We start from the raw sequence: 17,611 nt of genomic DNA on the forward strand, positions 1-17,611 counted from the left end.
TCAGCAGGTTTCAAATTGTTATTCTAGATTACTATGCGATGCTCGCTTCGTCAATTTTTTTATGAAAATAAATATTGTACATATCATTCAGTTGAAATAGATGGATCCGCCTGTTCTTTTTTCGGGATAATTTCATAGAAGTGAAGCTGGATATCATCTAATAATGGTGTTAACAAAGCGACTTCTTCATATTGTTCGTGCTCATTTAATACACGAATGTAGTCTAATAATAATTCATTCACATCTTGCAAACCATTTTTACTAATTGGCTGCAATGTTACATTTGCACCTTTAGCAATTCTTCTTTTTAAAGCGTGCTCTGTTAAACCTAAGTTTGGCTCATGATGTAAATAAACAACACCACCAGTCATGCCGGCACAAATCCATGGACCAGGATCTCCTAAAACAAGAGCGCGACCATTTGTCATATATTCAAAAGCAAATCCTTTTATATTAGAATATACTCCGATATTTCCTTGTTCTTTTTCGCGGAGTGGTTTTGTAATTCTGCCTCCAATTATCATATCTGCTCCAGAAAGGCGAATGCCAGCACGAGCATCAGCGTTACCTTGCACGTATAATGCACCTTTTTGAGCACCGTATCCAAATCCTTTTCCGACAGAACCGTTATAATATGTTCCATCTGTTCCTTTTGCTTTAGTTATATAAATGCCACCGCCAAATGAAGTTTTTCCAATTCCATCTTGCGCGCCACCATTTACGTGTATAAATAAGTTCTCGCTATTGTACGCGCCTAATCCGTTTCCAGGAACAGATCCGTTTGTATACTTTAATGTAAGTGGTTCAAGATGAGTGTTTTCATATAATTTGCTACGAATACGATAACAGGATTCTAGACCGCCCATTACGCGTTGCTCTACGCCGACGCTTACTAATTCTTTTGACTGGAGAGAATTTGTTGTTTCAAATTGTTTTTCTTGTACAGATGCCATTATTTTCACAGATGAATCTTCTATCGTTTGTATTAAATTACGTAAGTCTAATAAGTCCTTGCCTCGAGTTTGTTCTAATAAATCCGATCGTCCGATAATATCTTGTAAGTTTGTGTAACCGAGCTGCCCTGTTAAACGTTTCAATTCTGTACCGAAAGTAGTGAATAAGCTTAATAGCCCTGTAACTGCGCTTTCTAATTCACGTGGAACGAAACGGCGCAGTCCATGTTCTTTCGCTTGAGCTTCAGATTCAATTTGTGTTGCAATTCCGACGTGGCACGTATCAAGATGACAACCACGGCAAGTTGTACAGCCAATTGCAATCATTGATAATGTGCCAAATCCGATCCGGTTTGCTCCGAGGAGCATGATTTTTAAGGCGTCATTTACACTTCGAATACCGCCATCTGCCCAAATCTCTACTTTATGTCTCATATTTGCTTCTAGTAACGCATTGTGAGCAGCTTTAACACCAATCTCTACAGGAAGACCAACATGTTGCAATGCGTGAATACGCGCAGCACCTGTTCCGCCATCAAATCCACTAATGTTAATAAAGTCAGCGCCAGCTTTTGCGATACCGACAGCAATTGTTCCGATGTTAGGAACGACAGGAACTTTTACAGCTACTTTTGCAAGATGATTAGCCGTTTTAATTTCTGTAATCATTTGAGCCAAGTCTTCAATTGAATAAATATCATGGTTGTTAGAAGGTGAAATTAAATCCGAACCAATTGTAGCATTACGTGCTTCCGCAATTTTGGCAGTCACTTTTGAACCAGGCAAATGTCCACCTTCACCAGGCTTTGCTCCTTGACCTATTTTAATTTCAATTAAATTTGATGAATTTAGTAGTTCAGCGTTTACTCCAAATCGGCCAGATGCAACTTGTTGTCCGCGTGTATGTGGGTACTTACCAATCATATCTTTAATTTCGCCGCCTTCACCGTTCAAACTAATCATATTTAGCTGATCGGCAGCTTCTGCATACGCGCGAAAGGCAATTTCATTTTGAGAACCAAATGACATAGAACTAATAATAAATGGTAAATCATGATTGTGAATGCCGATGGACACTTCTTCAGTCGGAACTACATGCTGTGCTTGTTTTGTTTGAACAAGGTGCCTAATTGCGATGGGAGTGTTTTCTTCTAATTCACTTAACTTGTCGCGGTAATCATCATAAGAGTTTCCTTTTGCAACATCACCAATTGCTTTCCAAATCCGCGGGAATATATGAAATGATTTTCGCATTCTAACTTTTGGATTGTTAAAATCCTCAGCTCGAATTTTTGCATCTTCAGCAAGTGATTCAAGTGAAAAAGCTAAATTATTTGAACCGCAGAAGTTTGTAATTTGTAATATATTTGCGATTTCCTCATGTAATCCAATAGAGGAGAAGAGGCGACCGTAACCGCGTAATTCATGAATTCCAATCGTTGAAATTACTTTCTCTAGTCCTTTATTAAGTGCGGTATACAAATTAGTAATTGGTACTTTTGTTTCATCATTTACCGTTGCGAACAATAAATATGGATTAATACCATCTGCCCCTAATCCGTATAGCGTGACGATATCGTGTAAGGAGCGAAGGGCACCGGAACGTATAACGAGAGAGCATTTCCGGCGTAATTTATTTTCAGTTAATGCTTGATGTACTTTAGCAGTAACTAAATGTGGGTCAATCCATAACAGTTCATTTTGATGAGATTTAGCATCATCTAATAATAGTAGGGAAGCACCATTTTTAACGGCTGCTATCGCTTCGAAACTAATTCGATTTAATGCGATTTGTAGAGTTTCTGATGGACTAAATGTAATAGAAATTGTAGAGACAGAGCTATGAGTAATGAATAGCTGTATAAGTTGTTCGTACGTAATCGTGTGTAAGTCTGCCGCGATAGATTGAGCTAAATGCCCTTCTAAAATAATGGGTGAAAGCATCTCGATTACAAATGGTTGTTTAGAGTTATCTAATAAACCCGGACGCTCTCCGAGTACAGTACGTGTGGAGAAGTGTTCAACTTCTCGATCGCGATCGATTGCTGGATTTGTAACAACGGCTACACTTTCCTTAATGAAATCAGCAATATTTCGTCTATCTGTATCAAGTGCGGCAAGTGGTGAGTCATGCCCAAGTGACCGAATTGGTTCGACGCCTTTTGTCGCCATTTGTTCAAGGAGCTGAATATGTTCTCGATCCCAGCCAAAAGCGACGTATTGATTCGTTTCAACTTGAACCGAATCACATAATCCCTCAGTTTCTTTCGTTTCAGGGATAGATAAGTTTACATGATAATTGGTAACATCGATTCGTTTCTTAAAACGGTTATATACTTCAATTTGATAATTGTCGTATTCATAGAGAACGAGCTCATCTTGTTGATTCCATTTTAATCCAACTTTTTCTCCAGGAGCGAGTGGTTTCGGCTCTGCTACATATTCAGTTGGTGATACAACTCCAGGTTCAGAAGAGAAAATATAGGAGCTCTCTGTCTCTACTTTCCAAACTGGGCGTAATCCAAGGGAATCGACACTGAAAACAGCTTCATCTTTATAACGTGAAATAATACCAGCTGGACCTTGTGCGAAATGCCCCCAAGCCTCACGTATATAAGTGTATAAGTTTTGTAAGTTTGTTTCGTAAAGTTTTATTTCATTAATAATTGGTGGAAATAATATATCCATTGCTTCAAATAAACTGTAGTTATACTGAACGAGAAGGGTTTCTAAGGTGCGGTTTAAATCTTGGGAATCACTGCCCCCGGCAGTAAGTGGTACATTAATCATTTCAGCTTGATCGCGTAATTTTGCAATCGTGTTAATTTCGCCATTATGTCCGAGAATGCTAAATGGTTGTACACGAAAAAAATTAGATAACGTATTAGTAGAATAGCGATTATGTCCTAGTGTCATAGTTGAAGCGATAAGTGGGTGTTGTAAATCATTGTAATAAGCAACGAGTGTATCGCCAGCACCGAGAACTTTATATACAACATGTTCATGACTTAATGAGGCAACATGAATTGCTTCATTTTCTTCGATTTTTATTGTTACAGAAAATAATGTTTGTTCAATATTTTTAACTTCACTTTCGGCGATAAGGGCAATTTGCCAAAATAAAGGTTCTTCTTGTTTACCAAGAGGACCGAGTGCATCTGAGTTTATTACATCATCATTTTCGAGAACAATTGTAAAGCTTTCATTGTTTAGTTGCGTACGAATGTAATCTTTTAACTCAGCAATGTTTTCTTTTTTGTTTAGAAAAAAATGTCCAACGATAAAGTGGGGATGATCCACAATCGTTGGATTATATCCGCTACTTTTCAGTTTTTCGTTCCAAAGTGCTTTTGGCATGTCGATATGAATTCCGATACCATCTCCTTCGCCATTAATGAAACCAGCTCTATGATTCATTTTGACTAGCGATTGTATACAAAGATCGATGTTTTCTTTTGTAGGAATTCTTCGTTTTTCCATAACGGAAACGATTCCACACGCATCGTGTTCTGCATTTTTATAATTCCGAAATAAAGACGGTGTCCATTTATTTTTTTTGTTGAGCATCCGTCAATCCCCCCTCTGGAAAATGAATTTTGAATAATCTTACTATTTAAGGCGTGAACTGCCTTGTATACATGGATAGTAAGGATATAAAAGAATATAAAACAGATAATTATGAATAATTATACTATTAATGAGGGATTTATGAAATAGAAAAAAGGAAAAAAGAAAGATGGGCTTTCTTTTTTCCTTTTGTAATGAAGAGATTATTTATTGTTCGCTAGGGTAGAAAATGCTCTGCCAACAGCTTCAATTGTATATTCAATATCTTCTTTTGTATGTTCTGTCGTTAAGAACCATGCTTCATATTTAGAAGGTGCTAAATTAATACCTTCTTGAAGCATCAGCTTGAAGAATCTACCGAACATTTCACCATCTGTATTTTTGGCTGCATCGTAATCTTCAATTGTATTTGTTGTGAAGTATACAGTTAATGCACCCTTTAGACGGTTTACTGTAATATCGATGTTATGTTTTGTAGCTTGATCTAAAATTCCTTTTTCAAGCATTGCGCCAAGTGCATCTAATTTCTCGTATACGCCTTCTTGTTGAAGTACTTCTAGACAGGCAATCCCTGATGCCATAGAAGCAGGGTTCCCAGCCATTGTACCAGCTTGGTATGCAGGGCCGAGCGGTGCAACTTGTTCCATAATTTCTTTCTTACCACCGTAAGCACCAATTGGAAGTCCGCCGCCGATAACTTTACCAAGTGCTGTTAAATCTGGGGTTACGCCAAGTAAGTCTTGAGCGCCGCCATACATAAAGCGGAAAGCAGTAATAACTTCATCATAAATTACTAGTGCACCAGCTTCGTGAACAAGTTCATTAACTTTTTCAAGGAAGCCAGGTTTTGGCTCAACAATACCGAAGTTTCCAACGATTGGCTCTACAAGGATAGCTGCTACTTCATGTCCCCATTTATCTAACGCTTCTTTTAAAGTTTCTACATTATTAAATGGAACAGTAATAACTTCTTGAGCGATACTTTGTGGCACACCCGCTGAATCAGGAATTCCAAGAGTAGAAGGACCAGAGCCAGCTGCTACAAGTACTAAATCGGAATGACCGTGGTAACAACCAGCGAATTTCATAATTTTTGTGCGGCCAGTGTAAGCACGGGCAACACGAATGGTTGTCATAACGGATTCTGTACCAGAGTTCACGAAGCGAACTTTATCTAAAGCGGGCATTGCTTCTTTTAACATTTTTGCGAATTTTACTTCTAATGCTGTTGGAGTACCGTATAGTACACCGTTTTCAGCCGCTGTTTTAATTGCTTCTGTTACGTGTGGGTGAGCATGCCCAGTAATAATAGGGCCATACGCTGCTAAATAGTCGATATATTTATTTCCATCTACATCCCAGAAATAAGCACCTTTTCCGCGTTCCATTGCAACAGGAGAACCGCCTCCAACTGCTTTAAAAGAACGGGAAGGACTATTAACACCACCAACGATATGTTCTAAAGCTTCTTTATGTAACGCTTCTGATTTTGTGAAATTCACTACAATTCATCTCCTTACAAAAATCTATGTATTATTCTAACATGTTTTTTGAAAAGACGTATTGTTTGTGATAGAAGGAGCAGTTGGGTAAACTATTCGTTGTGACATTTAGGAAGGGGGTCCGATTATGAAATCGGTAATTGAGGTACAAGGGTTACGTAAAGAGTTTACAGCCTATTCAAGTCGTCCGGGATTAAAGGGTGCATTTCGCGATTTATTAAATCGTAATTATAAAATAGTACCAGCAGTAAATGATGTTTCTTTTACTGTAAAGCAAGGTGAAATGGTTGGTTATATTGGTGAGAATGGTGCTGGTAAATCAACGACGATTAAAATGCTTACAGGGATTTTGACTCCGACATCAGGACAAATTACAGTGAATGGAATGAATCCACACAAACAGAGAGAAGAATTTGTAAGAACAATCGGCGTTGTGTTTGGTCAGCGTTCCCAGCTTTGGTGGGATATTGCTGTACAAGAATCATTTCGTTTATTGAAGAAAGTGTACGGTGTATCAGACGCTCAGTATAAGGAACATATGGAACATGTTATTGAAACGTTAGATATCGGTCCTTTGTTAGATAAACCGGTACGGAAATTATCTCTTGGTCAAAGAATGCGTTGTGAATTGGCAGCGGCGTTAATTCATAATCCGCCGTTATTATTTTTAGATGAGCCAACAATTGGACTAGATGTTCTTGTGAAATTGAAAATACGAGAATTCTTAAAAGAGATGAATGAACGTTATAAAACAACAATTTTATTAACGACACATGATATTACTGATATTGAAGCTTTATGTGAACGCGTCATCATGCTTGATGAAGGGAATATTATGTATGACGGATCTTTAGATAATCTTCGTACGCAGTGGGGAGTAGAGAAGGAAATACATTTTCAGTTTGTTGCCCCAGTTTCATACCAGGAGTTATCAATGGTTATGCCAGATAGCCATGTTGTTTGGTTAAAAGCGAAAGAAGAAAACGCATGGGTTGCAAAAATACCGAATGAAGAAGTTATCATTTCTATGTTGATTTCTAAAGTAGTACAAGCCTTTCAAATTAAAGATTTGAAAATTAACGAAGTGTCTACAGAGGAAATTATTCGTAACATTTATGAAGAAGGTATTATGCATGGGTAAGTATATTGAAATGATTCGGATTCGCTTTTTAATGATGCTTGCTTATCGTACAAATTATTACAGCGGGATTTTAATTTATACGATTAACATTGGTGCGTATTATTTTTTATGGCAAGCAATTTATAGCGGGAAAGAGAATATTGAAAGTTTATCTATTTCGCAAATGACTACGTATATTGCGATCGCATGGATGGCACGCGCTTTTTATTTCAATAATATAGATAGAGAAATTGCGATGGAAATTCAAGAAGGACGTGTGGCGGTAGAGCTAATTCGTCCATATAACTATTTAGGTATGAAAGTTATGCAAGGGCTTGGAGAAGGGATATTTCGTTTTGCTTTCTTTTCAATTCCGGGTATGGTTATTGTTACGTTATTATTTTCATTACAAATTACAACAAATTTTCAAACGTGGTTATATTTCTTCTTATCTTTAATATTTAGTTTTATCATTAATACACAAATAAATTTAATGACAGGAATGCTTACATTCTTCTTATTTAATAATAGTGGAATTATGTATGCGAAACGTGTTGTTATCGATTTATTTTCTGGTTTATTATTACCGATTAGTTTTTATCCGTTATGGGCCCAAAAAGCAATGGTGTTTTTACCGTTTCAAGCAATTAGTTATATTCCGAGTATGATTTTCTCTGAAGGTATACAAGGAAATAAGTTATATGAAGCTTTATTATTTCAAGTGATTTGGGCAATTATACTTATTATTCCAATTGTACTGATGTGGAAAACGGCGAGAAAACGTCTAATCGTACAAGGGGGATGACGAGATGATATATATAAAATTATTTTTGCAATATGCAAGTCAATATATAAAAACAAAATTGGAGTATCGTGGCGATTTTATCGTCGGATTACTTTCAGATTTATCACTACAAGCTGTTAATTTAATCTTCATTCTCGTTGTGTTTGGGCATACCCAAGCACTAAAAGGGTGGAGCCGAGAAGAAGTAATCTTTATTTATGGTTTCTTTTTAGTACCGTTTGCCATTTTTTCGGCTTTCTTTAATATATGGGATTTTAATGATCGTTACATTATTAAAGGAGAAATGGATCGTATATTAACGAGACCGATTCATAGTTTATTTCAAATTATATTAGAAAGAATGGAACTTGAATCTTTAATTGGAGCCATTACGGGGATTATTGTGATGGGTTATGCAGCAATGGAGCTGCAATTATCTTTTTACTGGTATGATTTCTTCTTATTCCTACTTATGGTAGGGGGAGGGGCACTTGTGTACGGCGGGATATTTGTTACGCTTGCAAGTCTTGGCTTTTGGTCGGATGCGAAAAGTTCCATTATGCCGCTTATGTATAACATAGGGAATTATGGACGCTATCCTGTTGATATTTATAACCGTGTTATTGGCTTTGTTTTAACGTTTGTTTTACCGTTTGCATTTGTTGGGGTATATCCAGCAGCATACTTTTTAAGAAAAACAGAGTGGAATAGCTATGCTTTCGCAACTCCAATTGTTGGTGTTATCTGTTTTACTATTGCAATTACCCTCTGGAATCAAGGGGTTAAACGATATCGTGGTGCAGGAAATTAATTATAGAAGCTTGTTCGTTTCTAAGGGATAAATCAGCTACAGTCCTCATACATATAAAACGAGGTGGAGGACATGTTATGGGGATTTATTCTATTAATTGCAGCAATCGCTATTTTGAGAAGTGTCCAATTATTATGGAGTTCATGTTCAAATTCCAATCGTTTCTTTTCGCTGTACAATTTAGCTACGTTGTTTTTGATTTATACAACGGTACTGATTGCGTTTGGATTAAGTTATGTTGTGCTAGAGGAAATGGGTTTTGCAGTTTTGAAAGAAGATGGGGATAGGTTAAGTGCTCATTCCTTTCAGCTCGTTGAAATATGTTTATATTTTAGCGCGGTTACTTTATTGTCCGTTGGATATGGTGATATAGCTCCGATTGGAATCGGAAGATGGATTGCAATTGGAGAAGCGCTAATTGGATATACATTACCGTTTGCCTTTGTGATGAGATCTGTAATAGACAATGAAAAATAAGGTCGCATTTGATATAGTAAAAGAAAAGAGAAGGAGTGATAACAATGATTACAGTAGGAGAAATGGCACCAGAATTTACATTGGAAGGAAGTAACGGAGAACAAATTCGCTTAGCTGACTTTCGCGGTAAAAATGTAGTTTTATATTTTTACCCGAAAGATATGACTCCAGGGTGTACAACCGAAGCATGTGATTTTCGTGATGCATATGGATTATTCCAAGAGAAGGACACGGTCATCCTTGGCGTAAGTCCTGATTCGGTGAACAGACATATGAAATTCATCGAGAAGCATGAGCTTCCATTTGTACTTTTAGTAGATGAAGATCATAAAGTAGCAGAATTGTACGATGTTTGGAAGTTGAAAAAGAACTTTGGAAAAGAGTACATGGGAATCGAGCGTTCTACATTCCTTATTAATAAAGACGGTGAGCTTGTAAATGAGTGGCGTAAAGTGAAAGTGAAAGGGCATATTGAGGATGTTCTTTCTTATATAAAATAAATCTATATTAATGAGGAGAAAAAATACATATGTAAGGCATGCGTCTATACATATTTTCTTGCGATACATAAAGTGAAAGTGTAGGGCATACCTCCTCAGATGATAGTATTCCAAGTGCGATTATGTCGCACTTTTTTCTATGTAAATGTATAGGAAATACGGGAAGTTACATAAGAATAAGGCTATATACAAAAATAAACCACATACTTATAGTAGAAATATTGACGATTTATAAGAAAAGGAGTACACTCTTTATAAGAATTATAAAATAATAATCCGTATAGAATCGGGGTGCATGACGGTGGTCAAAGAAGAATTAAAAGAAGCGCTAGAAATGCTGAAAAATACGGGTGTACGCATTACTCCACAGCGTCATGCTATTTTAGAGTACCTTGTGGAATCTATGACGCACCCAACAGCGGATGACATTTATAAAGCATTAGAAGGTAAGTTTCCAAATATGAGTGTTGCAACTGTCTATAATAACTTACGTGTGTTTAAAGAAGTTGGACTTGTAAAGGAATTAACTTATGGGGACGCTTCAAGTAGATTTGATTATGTTACAAGTCAACATTATCATGTGATTTGCGAAAAATGTGGTAAGATTGTTGATTTTCCTTATGGAGGTTTGGAACAGCTTGAAGAGGAAGCTGCGAAAACGACAGGATTCATTATTAATAGTCATCGCTTAGAAATTTATGGCGTTTGTCCAGAGTGTCATAAGGCGTAATATATAATAAAGAAAGAGAGTGACTTAATCGTCACTCTCTTTCTTTATTATATAGGGATGAAAAAATACTAAAGTGAAAGTACGTGTTATCCTTTATAGCTTTTTTTATTGTACTTCTCATTAAATTCTTTTCCTTCTAAACTCGGATCCAGTGTTAAAGGTTGATTGCAATGCATACATGCGTCGACACGACCGAGCATTTTTGTTGGTTTATCGCACCTTGGACAAATAATTTGTATCGTTTTTGTAGATAACATACCAATCCAAAAGTAAACAACAGTGCTAGCGATGACAGCTAAAAAACCAACCATCATAAAGGTTGTCATAATAATGATGTTTTCGCGAAAAAAGACACCTAAGTATGCAATGAAGAGGCCGATAAATACTAAACTCAATGCAAAGGTTCGGATTTTATTAATTTTGTTCGAATATTTAATACCCATTCCCACCACACTCCTATAGGAATAATATAACACACAATTTAGAATATTTTACGAAAACGAAGGTGATGATTAAATTTATCACTTATTAAAGAACAGTAGTGCTTTCTTTTAAGATGCAATACAGAAAGAGATTAGGTGGAAGGAGCATGTCTATAAAAGAGGAGTAGTAATTTTTTTCTATAGTTAATTTAGTTTTTTAACGGGATGTGAAATTTTTTCGGAAAAAGTATTGACCCTATATATACTGCGTGATATATTAATAAACGTCGCTGATGCGGAAACGCAGTAAACGACAAAAAAGAAATTTGAAAAACTTAGTTGACATCGAAAAACGAAGATGTTAACATAAGGAAGTCGCAATTGAGCGGCGAAGTAGTTCTTTGAAAACTGAACGAAACAAACAACGTAAACGTCAATTTTTATTTTTAGATGCTAGACAAACTAACTTTATTGGAGAGTTTGATCCTGGCTCAGGATGAACGCTGGCGGCGTGCCTAATACATGCAAGTCGAGCGAATGGATTAAGAGCTTGCTCTTATGAAGTTAGCGGCGGACGGGTGAGTAACACGTGGGTAACCTACCCATAAGACTGGGATAACTCCGGGAAACCGGGGCTAATACCGGATAATATTTTGAACTGCATAGTTCGAAATTGAAAGGCGGCTTCGGCTGTCACTTATGGATGGACCCGCGTCGCATTAGCTAGTTGGTGAGGTAACGGCTCACCAAGGCGACGATGCGTAGCCGACCTGAGAGGGTGATCGGCCACACTGGGACTGAGACACGGCCCAGACTCCTACGGGAGGCAGCAGTAGGGAATCTTCCGCAATGGACGAAAGTCTGACGGAGCAACGCCGCGTGAGTGATGAAGGCTTTCGGGTCGTAAAACTCTGTTGTTAGGGAAGAACAAGTGCTAGTTGAATAAGCTGGCACCTTGACGGTACCTAACCAGAAAGCCACGGCTAACTACGTGCCAGCAGCCGCGGTAATACGTAGGTGGCAAGCGTTATCCGGAATTATTGGGCGTAAAGCGCGCGCAGGTGGTTTCTTAAGTCTGATGTGAAAGCCCACGGCTCAACCGTGGAGGGTCATTGGAAACTGGGAGACTTGAGTGCAGAAGAGGAAAGTGGAATTCCATGTGTAGCGGTGAAATGCGTAGAGATATGGAGGAACACCAGTGGCGAAGGCGACTTTCTGGTCTGTAACTGACACTGAGGCGCGAAAGCGTGGGGAGCAAACAGGATTAGATACCCTGGTAGTCCACGCCGTAAACGATGAGTGCTAAGTGTTAGAGGGTTTCCGCCCTTTAGTGCTGAAGTTAACGCATTAAGCACTCCGCCTGGGGAGTACGGCCGCAAGGCTGAAACTCAAAGGAATTGACGGGGGCCCGCACAAGCGGTGGAGCATGTGGTTTAATTCGAAGCAACGCGAAGAACCTTACCAGGTCTTGACATCCTCTGAAAACTCTAGAGATAGAGCTTCTCCTTCGGGAGCAGAGTGACAGGTGGTGCATGGTTGTCGTCAGCTCGTGTCGTGAGATGTTGGGTTAAGTCCCGCAACGAGCGCAACCCTTGATCTTAGTTGCCATCATTAAGTTGGGCACTCTAAGGTGACTGCCGGTGACAAACCGGAGGAAGGTGGGGATGACGTCAAATCATCATGCCCCTTATGACCTGGGCTACACACGTGCTACAATGGACGGTACAAAGAGCTGCAAGACCGCGAGGTGGAGCTAATCTCATAAAACCGTTCTCAGTTCGGATTGTAGGCTGCAACTCGCCTACATGAAGCTGGAATCGCTAGTAATCGCGGATCAGCATGCCGCGGTGAATACGTTCCCGGGCCTTGTACACACCGCCCGTCACACCACGAGAGTTTGTAACACCCGAAGTCGGTGGGGTAACCTTTATGGAGCCAGCCGCCTAAGGTGGGACAGATGATTGGGGTGAAGTCGTAACAAGGTAGCCGTATCGGAAGGTGCGGCTGGATCACCTCCTTTCTATGGAGAATTGATGAACGCAGTTCATCAATAAACGTTGACTTGTTTTGTTTCGTTCAGTTTTGAGAGAACTATCTCTCAAGTTTAAATGTATGTTCTTTGAAAACTAGATAACAGTGTAGCTCATATTTTTTTAATTTTAGTTTGGTTAAGTTAGAAAGGGCGCACGGTGGATGCCTTGACACTAGGAGTCGATGAAGGACGGGACTAACGCCGATATGCTTCGGGGAGCTGTAAGTAAGCTTTGATCCGAAGATTTCCGAATGGGGAAACCCACTATACGTAATGGTATGGTATCCTTACCTGAATACATAGGGTATGGAAGACAGACCCAGGGAACTGAAACATCTAAGTACCTGGAGGAAGAGAAAGCAAATGCGATTTCCTGAGTAGCGGCGAGCGAAACGGAATCTAGCCCAAACCAAGAGGCTTGCCTCTTGGGGTTGTAGGACATTCTATACGGAGTTACAAAGGAACGAGGTAGACGAAGCGACCTGGAAAGGTCCGTCACAGAGGGTAATAACCCCGTAGTCGAAACTTCGTTCTCTCTTGAATGTATCCTGAGTACGGCGGAACACGTGAAATTCCGTCGGAATCTGGGAGGACCATCTCCCAAGGCTAAATACTCCCTAGTGATCGATAGTGAACCAGTACCGTGAGGGAAAGGTGAAAAGCACCCCGGAAGGGGAGTGAAAGAGATCCTGAAACCGTGTGCCTACAAATAGTCAGAGCCCGTTAATGGGTGATGGCGTGCCTTTTGTAGAATGAACCGGCGAGTTACGATCCCGTGCGAGGTTAAGCTGAAGAGGCGGAGCCGCAGCGAAAGCGAGTCTGAATAGGGCGTTTAGTACGTGGTCGTAGACCCGAAACCAGGTGATCTACCCATGTCCAGGGTGAAGTTCAGGTAACACTGAATGGAGGCCCGAACCCACGCACGTTGAAAAGTGCGGGGATGAGGTGTGGGTAGCGGAGAAATTCCAATCGAACCTGGAGATAGCTGGTTCTCCCCGAAATAGCTTTAGGGCTAGCCTTAAGTGTAAGAGTCTTGGAGGTAGAGCACTGATTGAACTAGGGGTCCTCATCGGATTACCGAATTCAGTCAAACTCCGAATGCCAATGACTTATCCTTAGGAGTCAGACTGCGAGTGATAAGATCCGTAGTCAAGAGGGAAACAGCCCAGATCGCCAGCTAAGGTCCCAAAGTGTGTATTAAGTGGAAAAGGATGTGGAGTTGCTTAGACAACTAGGATGTTGGCTCAGAAGCAGCCACCATTTAAAGAGTGCGTAATAGCTCACTAGTCGAGTGACTCTGCGCCGAAAATGTACCGGGGCTAAATACACCACCGAAGCTGCGAATTGATACCAATGGTATCAGTGGTAGGGGAGCGTTCTAAGTGCAGTGAAGTCAGACCGGAAGGACTGGTGGAGCGCTTAGAAGTGAGAATGCCGGTATGAGTAGCGAAAGACGGGTGAGAATCCCGTCCACCGAATGCCTAAGGTTTCCTGAGGAAGGCTCGTCCGCTCAGGGTTAGTCAGGACCTAAGCCGAGGCCGACAGGCGTAGGCGATGGACAACAGGTTGATATTCCTGTACCACCTCTTTATCGTTTGAGCAATGGAGGGACGCAGAAGGATAGAAGAAGCGTGCGATTGGTTGTGCACGTCCAAGCAGTTAGGCTGATAAGTAGGCAAATCCGCTTATCGTGAAGGCTGAGCTGTGATGGGGAAGCTCCTTATGGAGCGAAGTCTTTGATTCCCCGCTGCCAAGAAAAGCTTCTAGCGAGATAAAAGGTGCCTGTACCGCAAACCGACACAGGTAGGCGAGGAGAGAATCCTAAGGTGTGCGAGAGAACTCTGGTTAAGGAACTCGGCAAAATGACCCCGTAACTTCGGGAGAAGGGGTGCTTTCTTAACGGAAAGCCGCAGTGAATAGGCCCAAGCGACTGTTTAGCAAAAACACAGGTCTCTGCGAAGCCGTAAGGCGAAGTATAGGGGCTGACACCTGCCCGGTGCTGGAAGGTTAAGGAGAGGGGTTAGCGTAAGCGAAGCTCTGAACTGAAGCCCCAGTAAACGGCGGCCGTAACTATAACGGTCCTAAGGTAGCGAAATTCCTTGTCGGGTAAGTTCCGACCCGCACGAAAGGTGTAACGATTTGGGCACTGTCTCAACCAGAGACTCGGTGAAATTATAGTACCTGTGAAGATGCAGGTTACCCGCGACAGGACGGAAAGACCCCGTGGAGCTTTACTGTAGCCTGATATTGAATTTTGGTACAGTTTGTACAGGATAGGCGGGAGCCATTGAAACCGGAGCGCTAGCTTCGGTGGAGGCGCTGGTGGGATACCGCCCTGACTGTATTGAAATTCTAACCTACGGGTCTTATCGACCCGGGAGACAGTGTCAGGTGGGCAGTTTGACTGGGGCGGTCGCCTCCTAAAGTGTAACGGAGGCGCCCAAAGGTTCCCTCAGAATGGTTGGAAATCATTCGTAGAGTGCAAAGGCATAAGGGAGCTTGACTGCGAGACCTACAAGTCGAGCAGGGACGAAAGTCGGGCTTAGTGATCCGGTGGTTCCGCATGGAAGGGCCATCGCTCAACGGATAAAAGCTACCCCGGGGATAACAGGCTTATCTCCCCCAAGAGTCCACATCGACGGGGAGGTTTGGCACCTCGATGTCGGCTCATCGCATCCTGGGGCTGTAGTCGGTCCCAAGGGTTGGGCTGTTCGCCCATTAAAGCGGTACGCGAGCTGGGTTCAGAACGTCGTGAGACAGTTCGGTCCCTATCCGTCGTGGGCGCAGGAAATTTGAGAGGAGCTGTCCTTAGTACGAGAGGACCGGGATGGACGCACCGCTGGTGTACCAGTTGTTCTGCCAAGGGCATAGCTGGGTAGCTATGTGCGGAAGGGATAAGTGCTGAAAGCATCTAAGCATGAAGCCCCCCTCAAGATGAGATTTCCCATAGCGTAAGCTAGTAAGATCCCTGAAAGATGATCAGGTTGATAGGTTCGAGGTGGAAGCATGGTGACATGTGGAGCTGACGAATACTAATAGATCGAGGACTTAACCATATAATATGAAGCAACGTTATCTAGTTTTGAGAGAATATAAAAAACTTATTGACTTTCAGAGTGAATAAGTTATAATAATGATTGTCTCAAAAGAATAATGTCTGGTAATGATGGCAGAGAGGTCACACCCGTTCCCATACCGAACACGGAAGTTAAGCTCTCTAGCGCCGATGGTAGTTGGGACCTTGTCCCTGTGAGAGTAGGACGTTGCCAGGCAATATTATTCCGCAGTAGCTCAGCGGTAGAGCTATCGGCTGTTAACCGATCGGTCGTAGGTTCGATTCCTACCTGCGGAGCCATTGGAGAGCTGTCCGAGTTGGCCGAAGGAGCACGATTGGAAATCGTGTATACGTCACAAGCGTATCAAGGGTTCGAATCCCTTGCTCTCCGCCATAAGGAATTTATAATATTTGGCCCGTTGGTCAAGTGGTTAAGACACCGCCCTTTCACGGCGGTAACACGGGTTCGAATCCCGTACGGGTCACCACTTTTGGAGGATTAGCTCAGCTGGGAGAGCACCTGCCTTACAAGCAGGGGGTCGGCGGTTCGATCCCGTCATCCTCCACCATATAAATTATATGAATAATATTGTCGCGGGGTGGAGCAGTACGGTAGCTCGTCGGGCTCATAACCCGAAGGTCGCAGGTTCAAATCCTGTCCCCGCAACCAAATGGTCCCGTGGTGTAGTGGTTAACATGCCTGCCTGTCACGCAGGAGATCGCCGGTTCGACCCCGGTCGGGACCGCCATTTTAATAAGGCTCGGTAGCTCAGTCGGTAGAGCAGAGGACTGAAAATCCTCGTGTCGGCGGTTCGATTCCGTCCCGAGCCACCATTTTAATAAAATATGCCGGCTTAGCTCAATTGGTAGAGCAACTGACTTGTAATCAGTAGGTTGGGGGTTCAAGTCCTCTAGCCGGCACCATGTAAGTTTCGGAGGGGTAGCGAAGTGGCTAAACGCGGCGGACTGTAAATCCGCTCCTTCGGGTTCGGCAGTTCGAATCTGCCCCCCTCCACCATTTTACATAGGGGCATAGTTTAAAGGTAGAACTGAGGTCTCCAAAACCTCCAGTGTGGGTTCAATTCCTACTGCCCCTGCCAAATATATAAACACAACATGGCGGTTGTGGCGAAGTGGTTAACGCACCGGATTGTGGCTCCGGCATTCGTGGGTTCAATTCCCATCAGTCGCCCCATTTTTATTTTTTAAAAAATTACAAATAAATTAATGGATACTTACATATAATTAAGTAAAACTTCGGTGGGCTATAGCCAAGCGGTAAGGCAACGGACTTTGACTCCGTCATGCGCTGGTTCGAATCCAGCTAGCCCAGCCATTTTTGCGGAAGTAGTTCAGTGGTAGAATACAACCTTGCCAAGGTTGGGGTCGCGGGTTCGAATCCCGTCTTCCGCTCCATTTTAACTTCATATGGCGGCATAGCCAAGTGGTAAGGCAGAGGTCTGCAAAACCTTTACCACCGGTTCAAATCCGGTTGCCGCCTTTCTTTTATGCCGATGTGGCGGAATTGGCAGACGCGCACGACTCAAAATCGTGTTCCTTCGGGAGTGTCGGTTCGACCCCGACCATCGGTATCACGAACGGCGTAACATCAAGGCTCTACACTAATTGTGTAGAGTTTTTTTGTGTTTTTTTCACAC

General features: G+C 41.7%; 9 protein-coding genes, 15 tRNA genes and 3 rRNA genes. 24 read left to right on the forward strand and 3 right to left on the reverse strand.

Annotation, left to right across the window (positions count from 1 at the left end):
* Positions 1-83 precede the first annotated feature (83 nt).
* Both JFU54_RS18755 and hemL read right to left on the reverse strand, forming a co-directional pair.
* Positions 84-4,520 carry a glutamate synthase-related protein gene (locus JFU54_RS18755; RefSeq protein ID WP_201065816.1) on the reverse strand — a complete coding sequence of 1,479 codons (4,437 nt, stop codon included), beginning with the start codon at positions 4,518-4,520 and terminating at the stop codon, positions 84-86.
* Positions 4,521-4,723: 203 nt separating this feature from the next.
* The gene (hemL, locus tag JFU54_RS18760) at positions 4,724-6,022 is read right to left on the reverse strand and encodes a glutamate-1-semialdehyde-2,1-aminomutase (protein ID WP_002010346.1); all 1,299 of its coding nucleotides are present in this window, start codon (positions 6,020-6,022) and stop codon (positions 4,724-4,726) included.
* A gap of 127 nt (positions 6,023-6,149) precedes the next feature.
* On the opposite strand from hemL, the gene JFU54_RS18765 reads away from it, so the two are divergent.
* From JFU54_RS18765 to perR, 6 genes are all read left to right on the forward strand, one after another.
* Positions 6,150-7,163: an ABC transporter ATP-binding protein gene (locus JFU54_RS18765; protein ID WP_002010347.1), complete on the forward strand. Its 1,014-nt coding sequence runs from the start codon at positions 6,150-6,152 to the stop codon at positions 7,161-7,163.
* On the forward strand, positions 7,156-7,947 hold the full coding sequence (locus JFU54_RS18770; protein WP_002140292.1) for an ABC transporter permease: 792 nt from the start codon (positions 7,156-7,158) through the stop codon (positions 7,945-7,947). Before JFU54_RS18765 ends, JFU54_RS18770 begins: the two co-directional genes overlap by 8 nt.
* A gap of 4 nt (positions 7,948-7,951) precedes the next feature.
* The gene (locus JFU54_RS18775) at positions 7,952-8,737 is read left to right on the forward strand and encodes an ABC transporter permease (protein ID WP_002091114.1); all 786 of its coding nucleotides are present in this window, start codon (positions 7,952-7,954) and stop codon (positions 8,735-8,737) included.
* 72 nt (positions 8,738-8,809) lie between these two features.
* The gene (locus JFU54_RS18780) at positions 8,810-9,214 is read left to right on the forward strand and encodes a potassium channel family protein (protein ID WP_201065823.1); all 405 of its coding nucleotides are present in this window, start codon (positions 8,810-8,812) and stop codon (positions 9,212-9,214) included.
* 44 nt (positions 9,215-9,258) lie between these two features.
* Positions 9,259-9,714, forward strand: a complete 456-nt coding sequence (bcp, locus tag JFU54_RS18785; RefSeq protein ID WP_201065825.1) for a thioredoxin-dependent thiol peroxidase — start codon at positions 9,259-9,261, stop codon at positions 9,712-9,714.
* A gap of 301 nt (positions 9,715-10,015) precedes the next feature.
* Complete coding sequence (gene perR, locus JFU54_RS18790; RefSeq protein ID WP_165762387.1) at positions 10,016-10,444, forward strand: peroxide-responsive transcriptional repressor PerR; 429 nt, start codon at positions 10,016-10,018, stop codon at positions 10,442-10,444.
* A gap of 86 nt (positions 10,445-10,530) precedes the next feature.
* Here the strand turns inward: perR and JFU54_RS18795 are convergent, their stop codons facing one another.
* Complete coding sequence (locus JFU54_RS18795; protein ID WP_201065827.1) at positions 10,531-10,887, reverse strand: YgzB family protein; 357 nt, start codon at positions 10,885-10,887, stop codon at positions 10,531-10,533.
* A gap of 447 nt (positions 10,888-11,334) precedes the next feature.
* Between JFU54_RS18795 and JFU54_RS18800 the strand changes: the two genes are divergently transcribed.
* The 18 genes from JFU54_RS18800 to JFU54_RS18885 all read left to right on the forward strand — a co-directional run bounded on the left by JFU54_RS18800 (position 11,335) and on the right by JFU54_RS18885 (position 17,545).
* A 16S ribosomal RNA gene (locus JFU54_RS18800) occupies positions 11,335-12,886 on the forward strand.
* Positions 12,887-13,032: 146 nt separating this feature from the next.
* A 23S ribosomal RNA gene (locus tag JFU54_RS18805) occupies positions 13,033-15,954 on the forward strand.
* A 100-nt stretch (positions 15,955-16,054) separates the two neighbouring features.
* Positions 16,055-16,170, forward strand: a 5S ribosomal RNA gene (gene rrf, locus JFU54_RS18810).
* Together the 16S, 23S and 5S rRNA genes with 15 tRNA genes alongside form the textbook arrangement of a ribosomal RNA operon.
* Before the next feature lie 8 nt (positions 16,171-16,178).
* Positions 16,179-16,253, forward strand: a tRNA-Asn gene (locus JFU54_RS18815).
* A gap of 2 nt (positions 16,254-16,255) precedes the next feature.
* Positions 16,256-16,347 (forward strand) — tRNA-Ser (locus tag JFU54_RS18820).
* 19 nt (positions 16,348-16,366) lie between these two features.
* Positions 16,367-16,441 (forward strand) — tRNA-Glu (locus tag JFU54_RS18825).
* 5 nt (positions 16,442-16,446) lie between these two features.
* Positions 16,447-16,522 (forward strand) — tRNA-Val (locus tag JFU54_RS18830).
* A gap of 24 nt (positions 16,523-16,546) precedes the next feature.
* A tRNA-Met gene (locus tag JFU54_RS18835) sits at positions 16,547-16,623 on the forward strand.
* Between the two features lie 3 nt (positions 16,624-16,626).
* Positions 16,627-16,702, forward strand: a tRNA-Asp gene (locus JFU54_RS18840).
* A gap of 9 nt (positions 16,703-16,711) precedes the next feature.
* Positions 16,712-16,787: transfer RNA gene (locus JFU54_RS18845), tRNA-Phe, on the forward strand.
* 14 nt (positions 16,788-16,801) lie between these two features.
* Positions 16,802-16,877 (forward strand) — tRNA-Thr (locus tag JFU54_RS18850).
* Between the two features lie 10 nt (positions 16,878-16,887).
* A tRNA-Tyr gene (locus JFU54_RS18855) sits at positions 16,888-16,971 on the forward strand.
* An 8-nt stretch (positions 16,972-16,979) separates the two neighbouring features.
* Positions 16,980-17,053, forward strand: a tRNA-Trp gene (locus tag JFU54_RS18860).
* A 19-nt stretch (positions 17,054-17,072) separates the two neighbouring features.
* Positions 17,073-17,148: transfer RNA gene (locus JFU54_RS18865), tRNA-His, on the forward strand.
* A 66-nt stretch (positions 17,149-17,214) separates the two neighbouring features.
* A tRNA-Gln gene (locus JFU54_RS18870) sits at positions 17,215-17,289 on the forward strand.
* Between the two features lie 5 nt (positions 17,290-17,294).
* Positions 17,295-17,369 (forward strand) — tRNA-Gly (locus tag JFU54_RS18875).
* A gap of 14 nt (positions 17,370-17,383) precedes the next feature.
* Positions 17,384-17,454: transfer RNA gene (locus tag JFU54_RS18880), tRNA-Cys, on the forward strand.
* Positions 17,455-17,463: 9 nt separating this feature from the next.
* Positions 17,464-17,545, forward strand: a tRNA-Leu gene (locus JFU54_RS18885).
* Positions 17,546-17,611 lie beyond the last annotated feature (66 nt).

Origin of the sequence: Bacillus sp. TH19 (assembly GCF_016651075.1) — a bacterium.
GTDB classification, from domain to species: Bacteria; Bacillota; Bacilli; order Bacillales; family Bacillaceae_G; genus Bacillus_A; species Bacillus_A mycoides.